The sequence below is a fragment of the Niallia sp. Man26 genome, assembly GCF_022049065.2.
Lineage (GTDB): Bacteria > Bacillota > Bacilli > Bacillales > Cytobacillaceae > Niallia.
This window is the reverse complement of record NZ_CP095743.1, coordinates 725,672-740,084: the sequence shown is the minus strand read 5'-3', so window position 1 is coordinate 740,084 and position 14,413 is coordinate 725,672. Positions and strand designations below refer to the sequence as shown.

At 39.9% G+C, this 14,413-nt stretch carries 14 protein-coding genes; 3 read left to right on the top strand and 11 right to left on the bottom strand.

Going from position 1 to position 14,413, the window contains the following annotated elements; all coding sequences use genetic code 11:
* Positions 1–16: 16 nt before the first annotated feature.
* Both L8T27_RS03775 and L8T27_RS03770 read left to right on the top strand, forming a co-directional pair.
* The gene (locus L8T27_RS03775; RefSeq protein WP_233317304.1) at positions 17–562 is read left to right on the top strand and encodes a DUF3267 domain-containing protein; all 546 of its coding nucleotides are present in this window, start codon (positions 17–19) and stop codon (positions 560–562) included.
* Between the two features lie 157 nt (positions 563–719).
* A complete protein-coding gene (locus L8T27_RS03770; protein WP_233317392.1) occupies positions 720–899 on the top strand; it encodes a hypothetical protein in 180 nt (59 codons plus the stop codon).
* Positions 900–1,000: 101 nt separating this feature from the next.
* Here the strand turns inward: L8T27_RS03770 and L8T27_RS03765 are convergent, their stop codons facing one another.
* Together L8T27_RS03765 and L8T27_RS03760 are read right to left on the bottom strand one after the other, a co-directional pair.
* Positions 1,001–1,093, bottom strand: coding sequence for a YjcZ family sporulation protein (locus L8T27_RS03765; RefSeq protein WP_127736325.1), 93 nt, complete (start codon positions 1,091–1,093; stop codon positions 1,001–1,003).
* Between the two features lie 52 nt (positions 1,094–1,145).
* Positions 1,146–1,229 (bottom strand): YjcZ family sporulation protein, encoded by an 84-nt coding sequence (locus L8T27_RS03760; RefSeq protein ID WP_060670486.1) that lies wholly within the window; start codon positions 1,227–1,229, stop codon positions 1,146–1,148.
* 358 nt (positions 1,230–1,587) lie between these two features.
* Between L8T27_RS03760 and L8T27_RS03755 the strand changes: the two genes are divergently transcribed.
* Positions 1,588–2,472 (top strand): peptidylprolyl isomerase, encoded by an 885-nt coding sequence (locus L8T27_RS03755; protein ID WP_233317305.1) that lies wholly within the window; start codon positions 1,588–1,590, stop codon positions 2,470–2,472.
* A gap of 38 nt (positions 2,473–2,510) precedes the next feature.
* On the opposite strand, the gene L8T27_RS03750 is transcribed toward L8T27_RS03755, so the two are convergent.
* The 9 genes from L8T27_RS03750 to L8T27_RS03710 all read right to left on the bottom strand — a co-directional run bounded on the left by L8T27_RS03750 (position 2,511) and on the right by L8T27_RS03710 (position 14,382).
* Positions 2,511–2,798 carry a sporulation YhaL family protein gene (locus L8T27_RS03750; protein ID WP_311315889.1) on the bottom strand — a complete coding sequence of 96 codons (288 nt, stop codon included), beginning with the start codon at positions 2,796–2,798 and terminating at the stop codon, positions 2,511–2,513.
* 44 nt (positions 2,799–2,842) lie between these two features.
* Positions 2,843–3,811 (bottom strand): 3'-5' exoribonuclease YhaM, encoded by a 969-nt coding sequence (yhaM, locus tag L8T27_RS03745; RefSeq protein ID WP_237940779.1) that lies wholly within the window; start codon positions 3,809–3,811, stop codon positions 2,843–2,845.
* A 52-nt stretch (positions 3,812–3,863) separates the two neighbouring features.
* Entirely contained in the window at positions 3,864–6,860 is a 2,997-nt protein-coding gene (locus L8T27_RS03740) for an AAA family ATPase (RefSeq protein WP_237940777.1), read from the bottom strand.
* Positions 6,861–6,863: 3 nt separating this feature from the next.
* Complete coding sequence (locus L8T27_RS03735; RefSeq protein ID WP_237940775.1) at positions 6,864–8,078, bottom strand: metallophosphoesterase family protein; 1,215 nt, start codon at positions 8,076–8,078, stop codon at positions 6,864–6,866.
* Positions 8,079–8,143: 65 nt separating this feature from the next.
* Positions 8,144–9,013, bottom strand: a complete 870-nt coding sequence (locus L8T27_RS03730; RefSeq protein WP_233317309.1) for a S66 family peptidase — start codon at positions 9,011–9,013, stop codon at positions 8,144–8,146.
* Positions 9,014–9,132: 119 nt separating this feature from the next.
* A complete protein-coding gene (locus tag L8T27_RS03725) occupies positions 9,133–10,377 on the bottom strand; it encodes an ABC transporter permease (RefSeq protein ID WP_233317310.1) in 1,245 nt (414 codons plus the stop codon).
* Entirely contained in the window at positions 10,370–11,269 is a 900-nt protein-coding gene (locus tag L8T27_RS03720; protein WP_233317311.1) for an ABC transporter ATP-binding protein, read from the bottom strand. The genes L8T27_RS03725 and L8T27_RS03720 overlap by 8 nt, the downstream gene beginning before the upstream one ends.
* 124 nt (positions 11,270–11,393) lie before the next feature.
* Positions 11,394–12,692 carry an NCS2 family permease gene (locus L8T27_RS03715; RefSeq protein WP_237940773.1) on the bottom strand — a complete coding sequence of 433 codons (1,299 nt, stop codon included), beginning with the start codon at positions 12,690–12,692 and terminating at the stop codon, positions 11,394–11,396.
* Between the two features lie 193 nt (positions 12,693–12,885).
* Positions 12,886–14,382, bottom strand: a complete 1,497-nt coding sequence (locus L8T27_RS03710; RefSeq protein ID WP_237940771.1) for a coproporphyrinogen III oxidase — start codon at positions 14,380–14,382, stop codon at positions 12,886–12,888.
* Positions 14,383–14,413 lie beyond the last annotated feature (31 nt).

Below are 14,413 nucleotides of genomic sequence, written 5' to 3'. Positions count from 1 at the left end.
GGAGGGTGATTACTTTATGAACTGCTGGAAGACAATTAATTTTCATAAACAGTACGGCTTTCAACGCATACTTTTTATGTCTTCCTTAACAATGGTTTTTTCTTTTTTGTTCCTTTACACTCCGACAATTGCATTTTTTGGGTATAACAGTTTAAATGACAACTACTTTTTACCTTTTATGGCAGCATTTCTGCTCGTTTATCCTGCTCATAAATTGCTGCACTTTCTGCCGGTTGTCCATTTAGGCAAAAAAATAAAAAAATCAATTGATATACACTATGGTATTTTTCCGTTAATATGTATTAGGGCAGCAGACCCAATCGGGAAAATTCAGTTTATATTTGCTTTGATTATGCCGATGCTCGTCATTAACACTGCATTGGTCATTTGCTGTTTCCTGTTTCCTCATTATGTCCATTATTTCTTAATTTTGTTTGCCTATCATTTCGGGATGTGTGTACCTGATTTTATTCGCATAAAAAGCTTATGGAAATCTCCAAGGTCATGCTATGTAGAAGAAAATGAAGATGGCATTGAAATTTTGGTCAGCAATGTCAGCTAATGCTGGAGGCAACACTTGCGGTCAGGACATAAGATAATAAAGGAAAAGGATGCATGTATTTAATTGACATATCATAGGATATAATACTATCTTTTTATCCCTTAATTTGATATTGTAAGTATCATACAATAATTCTGTTTTAAGGAGGGAATCAATGATGATCTCCATTTTTATTATCTTAGCCATATTAATATTATATAATATTAATAGAATGACAAATGCACTATGCGCACAAAAGGAAATCCCGGAAGAGAAACAGCCGAAGGTTTTCCGCACAATCAATGTCCTTATAACGATTCTTTTGATTTCTTCCTATGTTGATTTATTATTTAGTTGACATAAACGGACAATATGCTCCTAACAAGGTGCTTCATATCCCTTTATTGGAAGGAAAGCAGCGATGATTATTCATCGCTGCTTTTATTTTCTTAGAGAGTATTAGTATACCCAGCTTGCTCCGATAATGATAAGCAAGATGAATAGCACCACTAATAATGCAAATCCTCCGCCGTATGCACCTGTACCTGACATGAAGACTCCTCCTTTCTATCAGTTGAATTCATGTTCTGCATTACTTTGGCTCTTACAGCCAAGCAGCGCCAACAATAATTAAAAGAATGAAAAGTACTACGATTAACGCAAATCCTCCGCCGTATGCATGACCCATAGTAACACCTCCTTTTAAGGCTGCTACTGTATCCTTTTGATAAATGGTTTAAGTCTAATAAGACTAAAGACTTGCTTGCCAAAAGTCAGTTACATGCAGCATACTAAGCTGCCCCCATCCTGACCCTTTGCACAATTCAGCACGAATAAGCCACCGGCTAATTCTTTAAGCTGTTTTTCAAGCTCAATGTATCATATGTCTAGGACCTAAAAACGGAACAGGACATTTACCCAATTTTTAATTTGTTGCTTTTGCCTATCGTTTTTCTTTTGCATTAAAAGGGATTTTTGCTCTTTTGAAAATTTATGATATAGTAATGATGGATGTTACAGATAAAACTAACTTAGGAGTGTTTAACTTGAAAAAAAGGCTACTATCCATCTCTCTCGCTGCTGGCATCATTGGACTTAGCGCATGCAGCAATGGTGGTTCAGACGCAGTTGTAAAATCAGATGCAGGTGATATTACTAAAGATGAACTCTACGATGCGATGAAGGAAAAATACGGTACGACTGTACTGCAGTCCCTTCTATATGAGAAAGTACTTGAAGATAAGTATGACGTATCCGATGAAGAGTTAGACGAGAGAGTTGATAGCATTAAATCACAGCTTGGCGATAACTTCGAATTGGCCCTTCAGCAATATGGTTATAAGGATGAAGATGAGCTGCGTTCGATGATTAAGACTGGAATGCTTCAAGAAAAAGCCGCAGTTAAAGAAGTTGATGTAACAGAAGATGAAATTAAAGCATATTACGATGACTATAAGCCTGAAATTAAAGCTCGTCATATTCTTGTTGCTGATGAAAAAACAGCAAAAGAAGTCAAAAAGAAGCTTGATAATGGCGAAAAATTTGAAGATCTAGCGAAGGAATATTCTACAGATACTGCTTCTAAAGAAAATGGCGGTGACTTAGGCTGGTTCGGTGCTAACACAATGGTTGCTGAGTTTGAAGAGGCAGCATACAAGCTGGATGTAGACGAAATCAGTGATCCAGTCAAAACAGAAAATGGCTACCATATAATTCAAGTAACAGATAAAAAGAAAAAAGGCAAATATGAAGATGTAAAGGATGACATGGAATATGAATTAAAAGTGTCCAAGCTTACATCTGATACAATCAACAGTGCCATGGAAAAAGAACTAAAGGATGCAGATGTAAAAATCGAGGATAAGGACTTAGAGTCCTTGCTTGATGCAACGTCTACAAGCGGTTCAACAAACACAACTTCAGGCAGTTAACAAAAAAAGGGAAACTAGAGATATACTCTAGTTTCCCTTTAATTTTCATATGCGCGTTCTTGAGTATTTCCGCTTTTCTTTTGTTTTTCCTCTTCCATCCTCTTAATATATACTTCTCCTTCCTTTTCGATATATTCATTCTCTTGCTGCTTGTCCTCTTTTCCTGTCTTAACAGCCATAAATGCACTTACAGCAATACCTCCTAATACAAACAGAACCCACATCGGAATCTCAAACATACTATTAACTCCCTTCCTCTTAATTACTACATCATATGCTAGATAAACTAGAATATTCACCTTTTCGCAGAAGCCCTCACTAAACAAAAAAAAGGCCTCCTTTATTAAAAGGAGACCATAGGATTAAATTATTATTTATGGAAAGAAGGTTTGTAAAAGGAACGGTTTTCCAATGGGAAGATTCTTTCTGAAAACTCGCCTGGCTGAACACGTTCAAGCGCTCTGTCTAGCATATTCATTTTAGCATCCAGATTATCTATATAATGAAGAATTTCTGCCTCTTTAATCAGTGGAGCTTTCGGGCTGCCCCACTCTGCTTTTCCATGATGTGAAAGCACCAGATGCTGAAGGACCATTACTTCTTCACCTTTAATACTAAGTTCATCGGCTGCTTTGCCAATTTCATTTACCATTATTGTAATATGTCCAAGTAAGTTTCCTTCCACTGTATAAGTCGTTGAAATTGGACCTGACAGTTCAAGCACCTTCCCTAAGTCATGAAGGATTACACCGCTGTACAGCAGGTCTGTATCAAGGCTCGGATAAAGAGTGGCAATAGACTTAGCTAAATCAAGCATGCTAACAACATGATAAGCAAGTCCTGAAACGAACTCATGATGATTTTTTGTTGCAGCCGGATATTCTAAAAATGCTTGCTGGTGCTTTTTCACGAGATGTCTTGTAATCCGCTGGATGTTAGGATTTTTCATATCAAAGATATACTGATTAATTTTCGCCTGCATTTCTTCTGTTTCAAGCGGTGCTGTTTCAATAAAGTCAGATAAGCGTACACTATCCTCATGGGATGCTGCCTTTATTTGGCGTATTCTTAGCTGCAGCCTGCCTCTGTAGTTTTGGAGGTCTCCATTTATTCTCACAATTGTTTGGGGCTGATAAGACTGTGCATCTTCATCAGTAGCATCCCACAGCTTTGCTTCTATTTCTCCGCTTTTATCCTGAAAAATTAATGTTAAGAAAGGTTTGCCATTGCTGGCCATTGCTCTCGCTGAACTTTTTATTAATAAATGTGAATCAAACTGGTCCCCAACCGCATAGTGTAGGATTCCTTTTTTATCCAAGGCTTTTCGCTCCTTTTTCATCTTGTACAATCTTTTATTTAATCTATTCGTTCCTAGTATAACACTATCTATATTAACGGTCTCGCTCTAAAGAGTGCAGCAGCAGAGAATGTATTTGACCATCAGGAAAATGCTCCAATAGATGGGTATGACATGTAAAAAAGAGCAGCTGATTATTTCTGCAAGTTTTTAAAAGCTCAAGCACTTTCTTCGTCCGTTTATTATCAAAATTGACGAAACTGTCATCGATAATAATCGGCAGCGGATATTTCTGATAAAATGTCTGTGTCAAGGCAAGTCGAAGCGCCACATAAAGCTGTTCTGCTGTTCCCCTGCTCAGCTCTTTTGCTTCAAAAAAGGTGTTATCCTCCCTTTCCACCAAAAAGCCGATGCCTTCTTCCTTCGGCAAAATTCTAACGTATTGATTGTCTGTTAAAATAGCAAAATACTCCTCTGCCTTATGCAGCATAACTGGGAGCTGCTTATCTTTGTAGACATTGACTGTTTGTGTCAAGAAGTGCTTGGCAGCAGCAAATTTTCCCCATATCTTTACTTCCTCTTGAAACTCATCCTGCAGCTGTTTGAAATGATGCAATTTCTCTGTGTACGTTCCGCCGCTTTCGGCTTGACTTATGGTTAGTTGATTTTCAGCACTGGCCTTCATAATCTGCTTTATTCTTTCTTTTGTTTCCGCTAACCTTTCAGTTAACAGTAACTGCTCCTGTTCCGGCTCATCGATTGTGCGAAGAAACTCGATATCTTCCTGTGTTAGACGAAAATGCTCCAGTTTTTGCTTTAGTGTGGAAAGCTTCTGCTCTAGCTCGATTTTTTCTGCATATACCTCTCCCTTTTTCCGGTATTCCTCTTCTGTTTTCACTTCAGCAATGTCGAGCAGCGCTTCGGTTTCAGCGGAAAATACCGACAGCTCTCCTGCTAACCCATGCAACTCCTGCCTGCATTCTTCTAACGCCCGGTTGTTCTCCTGCCAATAAATCTTTCTTTCATTTTCTTCTTTCACAGCATTCATTAACTGGATAGACATTTGAGCAAGTGAGTCTGCTTTAAAGGAGAAGAATTTTTCATACTGTTTGGAGATTCGCGCTTCAATATGTTCTAACTCTGTCTCTATTGCCGTTATTTCCTCAATAACCGCCCTTTTATCCTTAAGCTTTACCTTCCATTCGTCTAACAGCAAATAAGCATCGTAAATATAATCATATGCGAGAGAAGCAGGTATCCTCAATGTATCGCCAAGTTCTGTAAGAACAGTTTGATGCTCCCTGTATTGCTGTTCCCAGCTTTCATAGCCGCTTAATATTCTCTCATACGCCTTCGTTTGCTGCTCCAGCTTTACTAGATGTAAGCTGTAGCTTTCTCTTGCTTGATTATCCTTCTCTAAGGCATGCTTGGCTGAAAATGCATCAGGCAATTCAAAACCGCCAGTTTCCTCTCTCATGCCAGCCTTATCCCGCTTTAGCTCTTTTGCTTTTCTTTGCAGCTCTGACCGTTCTTTCTTCGTTGCCTTCCTTCTATTAAAAAAGAAAAGAATGGCTGCAATACTGCCTAACAAGGCTGCAAGCATTAAGTATAGGAGCTGTTCAGCTGCACCTGCCAGCCCGATTGCAATCAGCATGATTAGAACGAACAGAAACTGCATATTAGCTGCAAGATGGACTTTCCGATTAGCCTCAAGCTGTTTTTGGACGCTTTCGATATCCCTCTGTAGAATTGCAAGCTTTTCTTTATGCCAGCTTATGTTTTCCGCTGCTTTAAGCTGCGTTTTTAGCTCTTTGCGCTTATCCTCTGAAAGCAGTCGACTTTTCAGTTCAGCGGTTTCCCTTTCCATGCTTTCGAGCTGCTGCTGTTCTTCCTTTAATCTCGCATCAAGCTCTAATCTGGAGGCCTTAAGCCTTTTTTGCAAGGCATCTGCATTTGCACATTGCTCCTTCATAAAGATGCTCGTATTAATATCAGAAATATCCTCTTCTGTTATTGGCACATGCAATTTCGCCTGCAAAACTTCCATTTCCTTCTCCAATAAGGATAACTGGTTCAACAGCTGGTTCTTTCGTTTTTGAAGCTCTTCATAGACGGGCATTTTCCCGCTAGCCTCTGTTATTTCTCCAGCAGCTGCTAACAGCTCCTCATTAGGCTGAAGTTGCCTGTCTTTGTCTTCTAATCCTTTAATCTTGTTCTGCACATGCTGAATTCGGCTTTGGACTGTTAAGATTCGGTCTTTGATTCGGTCCCATCTGTCCATACCAGCATTGGGAAACGTCAAATCAGCATACTTTTCCTCTTTACGCTCTAAAAGCTCTGTTTGTGCTACTATTGGAGCCGCTTCTAACCAGCTCTCCAGTTTATTAATGTCTTCCTTTAGACTGACAGCATTGTCTTCTTCTGCTTCCAGCTCTTGGGCCAGCTCCTCTCTTCTTTGCAGCAGCCCGCTGTATTGCTCATTTGTTTTTTCTGCATTTTTCAGCTGTTGGTGAGCATCCTTTAAAGACACCAGCAGTTCGTTTAGGACTGGCTTTTTTCCGTTTGGTCGAAAGCGGGCATCCAGCTCTTTCTGCAGCTCTGTATCTGTCCTTGCTATTAGATCAGAACCGATTACACCTGTTGAAAACAGGAATCTTCCAATCTCCTCGCTCTTTAGTCCGTGGATATTTTGCAAGCCATCAAGATTAAAAGAAAAAATCGATTGATAGAGACCTTTATCTACTCTCTGCAGTAATTCACCTAGCAAATCCTCTTGCCCTTTTCGGCCGTTTTCCAAAATGACAGTAACATCACCGGCTGCTTTTCCTTTAACACGCTCAATTGTTGCCATACCATGTTCAGGAAACCATGCTGTTAATTTACCGCCATACTTAGCTTGATTTTTCGGCTCATAGCGGAGCTCTGTCTGAACCTTTGAAGGAAACCCAAACAGAACGCTGTGGATGAAGCTCATGATCGTCGACTTGCCTGCTTCATTTTCTCCATAAAATACTTGAAGATCTGCATCCAGATTATACGTTATATTCTCTAGTTTTCCATACCCGTAAATAGTTATTGTTTTAATCCGCATATTTTACCCCCTGGCTGCTCCGTTCAGCATGTGAAGAAGCACCCGCTCCGCTTCTACTGCTAGCTCTTGCTTCTCTGTTTCCGTTAATTCTGAAAGATATCGGTAGGCACCTGGGTGACGATAAAGCGGCGCAACAGCTTCTGCGATTGAATCGTAGTCTGTAACAGCTTGAAAAAGCTCAGCAAAAAAAGCAGATTCTGTTTGCAGCTGCTCTTTATCCCAGCTGCTGCGTTCTGTTATCGATAAGCTCGACACCCACACAAAATCCGATTCCTCCAACTCGTCAGCTTGAAGGATTTCCAGCAGTTCTCCTGCGTGGAAGCTGCCAAGTTTTTCTGCGTTAACAGCATTAATGGACATGATTACAGGTACTCCATTGTCTCTTTCGATATTTTGCGCGCTTTGACATAAGCGCAAAAGCTCATCAACGTTTTTGGCTGCAGCTGCATCTATTTCAACTGATTTCCATAAACATGCCGCTGTCGGGATAAATTCTAGCTCTGCAGCCAGCTTGCTTAGTTTTACGTAGTAGCAGCCCTTCTTTCCTGTTTCCTTTTTATGCCTTCCTTGAATGTTTCCTGCATACACTACCGGCGGTTCTGCTTGCAGTATTGCTCTTTTATGTATATGACCCAATGCCCAGTAATCCATCTCCTTTGAAGCTAACTCCTGTAAGTTAAAAGGAGCATATGGACTGTGTTCGCTGTTTCCTTCCAAACTGCCATGCAGTATGCCAATATGGTAATCTGCTCCTGCCTTTTTTTCAAAGCTGTTTACTCTTCTGTCATAAAGATGTCTCGCTTCATAACTGAAGCCATATAAATGAACTGTCGCATTGTTTTTTCTGTGCTCAAAGACAGTGACCTCGGAAGGAAAGATATGCACATTGTCCGGAAAGTTAATCTCCAGCCACTTGCCGCTTAAATGGTCATGGTTTCCATGGATGATATATACCTCAATGCCAGAGGTATTCAGTCTTTCCATCTCTTTCCGGAAAAATATTTGCGCTCTCAAGCTTCTGTCTTCTCCATCATAAATATCCCCGGCAATAAGAACGAAGTCGACCCGCTTGGCAATGGCAGTATCAACAATCCTTTTGAACGACGTAAAGGTGCTTTCCCGCAGCTGTGTTCGTATAGGCGCAGGCAGATTTTTCAACCCGAGCATAGGGCTGTCCAAATGAAGGTCTGCACAATGTATAAATGTTATCTCCTCCATAATGACCACCTCCTTTTTCTTTTATATTATCATCCTTAAAATACGAATGCACGTTCTAAAAAAAGTTATAACTGAAGTTTCATTCCAATCGGAAGACAGTGACTGTCGTACCCATGCCCTAACTTAGCTGTTTTTGCCACAGGAATTCCAAACTTTTCTGTGGCAGCAAGCACTAGCTCCTCTGCTGTCGGCATGCCTGCACTCTGCTCTAGCTCCGTAAAGGTACCTAACAGGATGCCATTGCATCTCTCAAGAAAACCAAGCTGGGTAAGCTGAGCAATATAAGAGGCAATCGCAGCCGGTCCACCACCGAGGCTTTCCAGGAAAAGCAGCTTATCCTCTGGATTTGGCATATAAGGAGTGCCAGCCAGTTTCAAGAAGCATCTTGCATTTCCGCCAATAACAGTACCCTCCATACTGCTTCCTCGCAGCCATGTATAAGGAAATGTTACTAATTCATTCGGATTGTGCCAGTCAGCCAAAAACACTTTCGTAAACAATTCCATTTGAAAGGCACTGTCTGGTCCCAGTAAATTGGTTGTTTGATAATGAAGATTAGGAACACCAGTTAATGTAAACAGGGCATTATTAAGGACAGACAGGTCGCTCATGCCGACAAAAGGCTTTGGATTTTCTTTAATTACTTCCATATTGATAGATGGGAGCAGCTCGTTGGCAGCATTTCCTCCTGACAAATCAAAAACGGCCTTTATTTCCTTATCTTGGTATAATTCCGCTAATTCTGCTGCTCTTTCCTCTGGTGTACCGCTGAATGGCGTGTTACCGACAGCATAAAAGGTTTTCGCGTAAACGGCATGAACACTAAACTGTGCCAATATATTTTCTAATGTTAAATATATGTTTGATTTGGAGCGGTCTCTGCCGTCAGAGCACGCAATAAATCCGACTTTATCACCTTTATGTAAAATACTCATCCTGACATTCCTTCTTTCTAAAAGACTACTGTTAATTGTACGGAATTGACTCTGAAATCGCCAAATATTTTTCTGCTATTAATAAAAAAAGACTCACGAATTTCGTGAGTCTTGTGATGTTATTCTTTTTTCGTCAGTTGCAGTGCTTTTTTAATGTCTTTAAAGGAATTCGATTTGCCGTACATCAGCACTCCACCTTTATAAACTCTGCCGCCAAAGACTGCTAAGAGGATGATAGAAACGGCCAATATAAGCATTCCTAAGATCGGTTCCCATACCGGAAGGCTCAGCATGCCTGCACGCATAAACATCAGCATTGGCGTAAAGAACGGAATATACGAAGTAATCGTAATGAATGTCGTATCGGGATTACCTAAACCGAACATCGCAATCATAAAACCTGCCACGACAACTAAAGTCATTGGGGTAATCATCTGCTGAACATCTTCGATTCGGCTGACAAGAGAACCGAGGAATGCTGCAAGTGTGGCATATAAAAAGTAACCAAGCACAAAAAACAAAACAGCATAAATAATGGTGGCTGCAGGTATGCCGCTGAAGCCTAGAAAGCCATCAAGTGTGCTCATATCTTCATTATTTGTAACCGAAAAATAGCCAACCACTAGAAGCACCACTAATTGTGTTATACTCACCAAGCCAATACCAAGTATTTTTGCGAACATATGCTTAATCGGTGACACACTGGAAATTAAAATTTCCATAACCCGAGATGATTTTTCTGTCGCTACTTCCATCGCTATCATATTAGCATAAAGGATGACTGCAAAATAAATAAGGAATAATAAGACATAGACAAGCCCTCTTGCCTGGTTCAGCTCTTCTTCTGATTTTGCATTTTGTTCAAGAGCAATATGTTCAAATTCAACAGGCTCATTAAGCTTTTCAAGCTGTTCACTGCTGAGATTTAACTGTGCTGCAGCAAGCTGGCTCTTTACAGCCTGAACCAATGTCTCAATACCGGTTGCTGTCGAGGAGTCTGTAATATCCATGCTGTAGAAGGATCCCTGCGGCAGATTTTCCTTATCATAATCAAGAATTAACAATCCTTGATACGTACCGTCCTCCACCTTTTGTTTCGCTTCCGCTTCACCGTCTACATAATCCTCTAGCACAATATCTTCGTTAAGGGTTTCTGACATTGCGGCAACAGATGAATATAGTTCTTTTGTGTTGTCGATGACTGCAATCTTGTCTATATCATCATCGTTAAACACTTGGATGATGGACTGGAGATTTGTTAAGCCTAAAATAAGCAGCAATGTAATAACCGTTGTGAAGATGAAGGATTTTGTCTTTACCTTTGTCCAATACGTATGCAATAAAATAATCCAGAAACTATTCAAGTGAAGCACCTACCTTTTCGATAAAAATATCATTTAAAGTCGGCTCCTCTAACGCAAATTTCCGGACGAAGCCTTTTCCTACGATATCCTTTAATATATTTTCCGCGATTTCCTCGCCTTCAATCTGGAGAGCAGCGCCTTCTGTCGTTTGCTTCAGCTTGACAACACCAGGAAACTTTATTAAATAGGCCAAATCGAAATCAGCATGAATAACAACATTTTTCTTCCCAAAGCTGCGTTTAATTTCCTTTAAGCCCCCATGGACGACTGGCTTTCCTTTATGCATAATACAAAGATTTTCACACATTTCTTCCACATGCTCCATCCGGTGGCTAGAGAATACAATTGTCGTTCCCGAATTTTTTAAGTCAATGACGGCGGTCTTCAGCTGCTCCACATTAACCGGATCCAAACCGCTGAACGGCTCATCCAAAATCAGCAGCTTCGGCTTATGAAGCACAGCGCTGATGAATTGAATTTTTTGCTGATTACCCTTTGACAGTTCTTCCACCTTTTTTTCTAAATAATCGGATATTTTAAAGCGTTCCAGCCATCCTTTCAATTCTGTCAACGCTTCCTTTTTATCCATTCCTCGCAATCTTGCTAAGTAAATAAGCTGGTCCTTTACTTTTAATTTCGGATAAAGTCCCCTTTCTTCAGGCAGATAACCGATTTCTGGACTTGTCGAATAGTTGATGCTTTTCCCGTTCCAAGTAATGGTCCCTTCACTAATATCTAATATGCCTAGCAGCATGCGAAAGGTTGTCGTTTTGCCAGCACCGTTTCCTCCTAAAAATCCAAACATTTCATTTTCTGGAATTGATAAGGATATATTATCGACTGCAACAAATGAACCGAATCTTTTTGTAACATTTTTTATTTCTAATGACATTCCGATCTCCTCCTTCTTTCATTCATACGAAAAGATATGCTGAAGGTTTCACAAATAACTGTAAAGATTGGACAAAAATAAAAAAAATCCCATGAAGAATAAACTTCATGGGACTTTTTATGCTCTAGTGAGATAAAAAGACGAGCTGGTATAAAAATAATACGGCGAATATATAAACGAGTGGGTGTACAGATTTACCCTTGCCTGTCACTAATTTCAGCAACGGATGAGATATGAATCCTAGTGCAATTCCTGTTGCAATACTTGAAGTAAGCGGCATGCTCAAAATCACAAGAAAAGCTGGGAAAGCTTCATCAAATTCAGACCAGCGCACCTGTGCAATTGCTCCCATCATTAAGCTTCCGACAATAATGAGGGCAGGAGCTGTGATAGCAGACAAGCCAGAAACAGCGCTGACAAGCGGTGCAAAGAAAGCAGCAATAATAAACAATACAGAAACCGTGACACCAGTCAGTCCTGTTCTTCCTCCTGCTGCAACACCAGAAGTCGACTCAATAAATGCAGTCGTCGGGCTTGTCCCGAACATAGCACCAACAGAAGTTCCGATAGCATCTGCAAGCAGAGCCTGTCTAGCTTTAGGAAGACGGTTATTCTTCATTAATCCTGCTTGTTCAGCAACACCGACCATCGTACCAGTCGTATCAAAGATTGTCACAAGCAAGAAGGAGAACACAACTGCATATAAGCTATGCTGGAAAACATCACCGATTGCTGAGAAAGGATTTGTGATAATTAGTCCTTCTGGCAAGTGAGGAACAGCTGCAAAACCATCAAATGACAGCTGGCCTGTAAAGAAAGCAATAATGCCTGTTGCGATCATTCCAAAGAACAACGCTCCCTTTACGTTCATAGCAAATAATATAATGGTAATCGCAAGACCTACTAATGAAAGAATGACTGAAGGTGACTGAAAATCACCAAGTCCAACAAGATTTTCTTTATTATCGACTATTATTTGTGTCTGTCTTAAACCAATAAAAGCGATAAACAAACCGATACCAGCAGTGATACCATGCTTTAAGTTTTCTGGAATAGCTTCTATCAGCTTTTCCCTGAAAGTTGTTAAAGAAAGAATTAAGAAGATTATTCCTGCAACAAATACAGCAGATAAGGCAATTGTATAATCAATTCCTCCATGGCTTCCGACAACTGAAGAGGCAAAGTAAGCATTCAAGCCCATACCTGGAGCTATAGCAATTGGATAATTAGCAAATACCGCCATCCACAGTGTACCAACGACAGCAGAAATTATTGTTGCCATAAATACTTGGTCAAAAGGAATGCCTGCACTAGATAAGATTGCAGGGTTAACGATAACGATATAGACCATTGTCAAAAAAGTAGTGAAGCCGGCTGTTATTTCCGTTTTCACATTTGTATTGTTCTCTTTAAGTTTAAACATGTATACCTCCGAAAAAACGAACATTTTTACACAACTCTTTTATATTATTCGTTTTCTAACAAAAACGCAATCTTTTTCTTCGCCTTTTATTTAGAAGTTGCTGGCGTTTTCTTTAGTCTACGAAAAAAGGAAGACAGTAAAAGCAGTGTCCTGCTCTTTCTATCTTCCTTCAATAACGCTAATTTTATTTGTATTAAATCGATTTTTCTGCTGAAAAATGTTCTTCTAACAGCGCTAATTTTCTGTCTGTATATTCTTCAAAGCTGTCATTATATGTTTTAGGGTCCTTCGGATTAGAGAACTGAGTGATTTTTCCTGTTACTGGATGGATAAATTTGCTTGAAGCACCGCAGCCAAGACCAATTACTGTCTGCAGTTCTTCCATCATCATGATGTTATAAATGCTTTCCTGGCCAACCTTGGAGTATCCTACATTCTCCAGATTGCCAAGAATATTTTTTTGTCTGTACAGATAATATGGCACATAATCATATTTGTCTGTCCAAACTTCAGCCATTCTCATCATTTCTTGGATTTCATCTCTGTCAGCAACTTTATATTTCGCTTTATTTCTCGTCATTTCAGAAGCCCGTTTAAATGACAATGTATGAACAGTCAGTGATTCCGGCAATAGTTCTTCCGTTTTATCAAGGCTGTGCTGGAACTCTTCCACACCTTCTCCAGGAAGGCCAATAATTAAGTCCATATTGATATTATTCATTCCATGCTGTCTGGCTAGATGATACTTGTCAATCGTTTCTTCAACAGTGTGATGCCTTCCGATTGCTTTTAATGTTTGTTGTGTATACGATTGTGGGTTAATGCTGATGCGATCAATATTCCATTTATTCAGTACTTCCAGCTTTTCAGGAGAAATGGTGTCTGGCCGGCCAGCTTCTACCGTTATTTCTCTGATGTTTTGCACATCCGGGAAGGATTCATTCATTTGCTCATAAAGCATGTCCATTTCCTCAGCAGTTATGCTTGTAGGAGTTCCTCCACCATAGTAGACGGTCGTTATCTTAATATTTTTAGATTTCAGCCATTCTCCAGTCTTCTTTATTTCATGATGAAGACCTCCTAAGAAGGAAAATACGGAACCTTGTCTGCCGTTTATAGCATAAGCCGGAAACGTACAGTACGCACATTTAGTTGGGCAAAATGGAATCCCGATATAAATGCTTACTTCTCTTTTCAAATCATATAAATCTGGAATAACCGCAAGCTGTCTGTTTATAATGCGCTGCATGAGATCGATTTTCTCATCCGACATTAAATACTCATCCTTTAATGCCTGATGCGCCTCTTCGATTGGCGTTTGGTTTTGCATATGCTTATGAAGAAGCTTTGTCGGGCGAATTCCCGTCAAAATTCCCCATTTTTGAATCATGCCAGTATAATCTTGTAATACCTTTAGGAAAACTTGTGAAATGGCATTCTTTTGTTCCTTAAATCTTTCCTTTTCATCAAGACCGGCTACAGCTTTTTCGCAATCGAATGCTGACTTGCCGTCTATTTTTCCTTCAACAAAAAACCGGTCGTCTGTTTCTGAAACATCAAAACGTATTAAAATATCTGCTTCGTCTTCAGCGAAAGCAACCTTAGTATCTTCAAAAAACAAGTTGCCGATATGCTCTAATGGTCTGATTAGTCGGTCGTCATGTAACCCGCTTATCGAAATTGATTTCATTTTTATATTCACCTTTAATTATCATAGTTAA

Bases quoted from the DNA above. Each gene is read 5' to 3' on its own strand.
- L8T27_RS03775 (WP_233317304.1), top strand. From the start codon at position 17: ATGAACTGCTGGAAGACAATTAATTTTCATAAACAGTACGGCTTTCAA.
- L8T27_RS03770 (WP_233317392.1), top strand. From the start codon at position 720: ATGATCTCCATTTTTATTATCTTAGCCATATTAATATTATATAATATT.
- L8T27_RS03765 (WP_127736325.1), bottom strand. From the start codon at position 1,093: ATGTCAGGTACAGGTGCATACGGCGGAGGATTTGCATTATTAGTGGTG.
- L8T27_RS03760 (WP_060670486.1), bottom strand. From the start codon at position 1,229: ATGGGTCATGCATACGGCGGAGGATTTGCGTTAATCGTAGTACTTTTC.
- yhaM (WP_237940779.1), bottom strand. From the start codon at position 3,811: ATGAAAAAGGAGCGAAAAGCCTTGGATAAAAAAGGAATCCTACACTAT.
- L8T27_RS03740 (WP_237940777.1), bottom strand. From the start codon at position 6,860: ATGCGGATTAAAACAATAACTATTTACGGGTATGGAAAACTAGAGAAT.
- L8T27_RS03735 (WP_237940775.1), bottom strand. From the start codon at position 8,078: ATGGAGGAGATAACATTTATACATTGTGCAGACCTTCATTTGGACAGC.
- L8T27_RS03730 (WP_233317309.1), bottom strand. From the start codon at position 9,013: ATGAGTATTTTACATAAAGGTGATAAAGTCGGATTTATTGCGTGCTCT.
- L8T27_RS03720 (WP_233317311.1), bottom strand. From the start codon at position 11,269: ATGTCATTAGAAATAAAAAATGTTACAAAAAGATTCGGTTCATTTGTT.
- L8T27_RS03715 (WP_237940773.1), bottom strand. From the start codon at position 12,692: ATGTTTAAACTTAAAGAGAACAATACAAATGTGAAAACGGAAATAACA.
- L8T27_RS03710 (WP_237940771.1), bottom strand. From the start codon at position 14,382: ATGAAATCAATTTCGATAAGCGGGTTACATGACGACCGACTAATCAGA.